1 protein-coding gene is annotated in these 2455 nt (G+C 46.2%); it reads left to right on the top strand.

From position 1 onward, the window contains the following. Positions 1-175: 175 nt before the first annotated feature. Entirely contained in the window at positions 176-2131 is a 1956-nt protein-coding gene (locus NNN64_RS22720) for an alkyl/aryl-sulfatase (RefSeq protein ID WP_442870717.1), read from the top strand. Positions 2132-2455: the final 324 nt, after the last annotated feature.

The raw sequence follows: 2455 nt of genomic DNA, 5'->3' as shown, positions 1-2455 counted from the left end.
CTGTTTCGTTTTTCGCTAGAAGATGAGCGTGATAGCCTTTGATTATTGAATTATGTTCATCATCAGCATGCAATGATTTTAAAACCAATCAGCGATCAAATATGCAGAACACTTTTCTGCACATTAATATATTATTAGCCGAGGATTTATGAAACTTAATAAAGTAGTTGGTTATATGGTTATGGCGGGTGTGTGTTCTGCATCGTTAATATCACTTCCTGCGATGGCACAAGAGGTGGCGAAAGAGGCCACGGCACAGACTAAAAGTGCGAATGATGCGTTGTACGGACAACTCCCGTTCACGGATAAAACCGATTTTTCTAATGCTCACAAAGGCTTTATTGCGCCACTGCCACAAGAATTGATTAAGGGGAAACAAGGGAACACCGTCTGGAATCCGCAGCAGTATGCCTTCATTAAAGAGGGCGATAAAGCGCCGGATACGGTGAATCCGAGCCTGTGGCGCCAGTCACAATTGATCAATATCGGCGGTTTGTTTGAAGTCACTGATGGCGTTTATCAGATCCGCAATCTGGATCTTTCGAACATGACCATTATGGAAGGTAAAGAAGGCATTACCGTTATTGATCCGCTGGTTTCGGCAGAAACGGCTAAAGTAGGAATGGATCTCTACTACCAAAATCGGGGCAAAAGACCTGTTGTTGCTGTTATTTATACCCACAGCCATGTTGACCATTACGGCGGTGTGCGTGGTGTTGTCGATGAAGCAGATGTGAAATCCGGCAAAGTAAAAGTATATGCACCGGCTGGCTTTATGAAAGAAGCCGTGTCGGAAAATATTATGGCGGGGAATGCGATGAGTCGCCGCGCCAGCTATATGTATGGCAACCTGCTGAAGCCCGATGCGAAAGGTCAGGTAGGCGCTGGCCTTGGTACGACGACTTCCGCCGGCACAGTAACGTTGATTGAGCCGACTAACTACATCACTCATACCGGACAGAAAGAAGTTATCGATGGTCTGACCTATGACTTTATGATGGCCCCGGGTTCGGAGGCACCGTCAGAAATGCTGTGGTATGTGGAAGAAAAGGGGATGATTGAAGCGGCGGAGGATGTCACTCATACCTTGCACAACACTTATTCACTGCGCGGCGCGAAGATCCGCGATCCGCTGGCATGGTCGAAATATATCAATGACGTCATTACTCGCTGGGGGGGTAAAGCGAACATTATTATTGCTCAGCACCACTGGCCAACCTGGGGGAATGACAATGTGGTGAAGTTAATGAAGAGTCAGCGTGATATGTACCGCTACATTAACGATCAAACTTTGCGCATGGCAAACCAGGGGCTGACCCGCGATGAAATCGCCGCCAATTTCAAATTGCCATCCGGTCTGGCAAAATCATGGGCCAGTCGAGGGTATTACGGTTCAGTGAGTCATGACGTGAAAGCAACATATGTCTTTTACTTAGGCTGGTTTAACGGTAACCCGGCAACCCTCGATGAACTGCCGCCTGTTGATGCAGCGAAAAAGTATGTCGATTACATGGGGGGAGCGGATGCCATTATGCAAAAAGCAAAAGCTGACTATGCTCAGGGGAATTACCGCTGGGTGGCGCAAGTGACTAACAAGATAGTCTTTGCCGATCCGCATAATAAAGACGCGCGCAACCTGGAAGCCGATGCACTTGAACAGATGGGGTACCAGGCAGAGTCCGGCCCGTGGCGCAATTTCTATCTGACCGGTGCACAGGAATTACGTAACGGTGTAGTGAAAGGTGCAACACCCAATACGGCCAGTCCGGATACGGTTAAAGCTATGTCGCCAGAGATGTTCTTTGATTATCTGGCGGTACATATCAATGGTGAAAAAGCGGCAAATGCGAAAGCAGTCTTTAACGTTGATTTGGGGAGCGATGGCGGAAAATATAAGCTGGAACTGGAAAATGGCGTGCTTAACCATAGCGCTAATGCACAGGCCAGCGATGCAGATGCTTCCATTGTTTTGAACCGTGCAACCCTCAACAAAATCATTCTTAAGGAAGAGTCGCTGAAACAGGCGAAAGAGAAGGGCGAAGTGACTATTACCGGCAACCAGGCTAAAGTTGATGAATTCCTCAGCTATTTAGATAACTTTGATTTCTGGTTTAATATCGTAACACCCTGATTTTAGAGATAAATGATAAGACCCGCCATAACAGGCGGGTTTTTTATTCTCTGGGGCTGCGCTTGATTCAAGTCCGTTAGCAATGGGTGTTCAAAGATGCTGTGTGCGCATTTCTACCTTAGAGGACCAAGTGGGTAGAAAGGTCATCATGGTATATGCCATTGATGGCAAGGCCAGGGGGTTCTGTTTGGTACGCATCAATTGAATTCAACTTATGTTGAGAAAAAATCTAGTTCATTGCTTAAGTGATAGTTAACATACTGTATTTAAGAAGTATTTCAGTCATCATAAACTTATTCAATTCATGAACTAACAATGTTGTTC

Origin of the sequence: Citrobacter sp. Igbk 14, assembly GCF_028069825.1 — a bacterium.
In the GTDB taxonomy this organism is placed as follows: Bacteria; Pseudomonadota; Gammaproteobacteria; order Enterobacterales; family Enterobacteriaceae; genus Citrobacter.
This window is presented reverse-complemented; position numbering and strand designations above follow the sequence as displayed.

Excerpts from the sequence above, each read along its gene's own strand:
- NNN64_RS22720 (WP_442870717.1), top strand. The coding sequence starts at position 176 with ATGGTTATGGCGGGTGTGTGTTCTGCATCGTTAATATCACTTCCTGCG.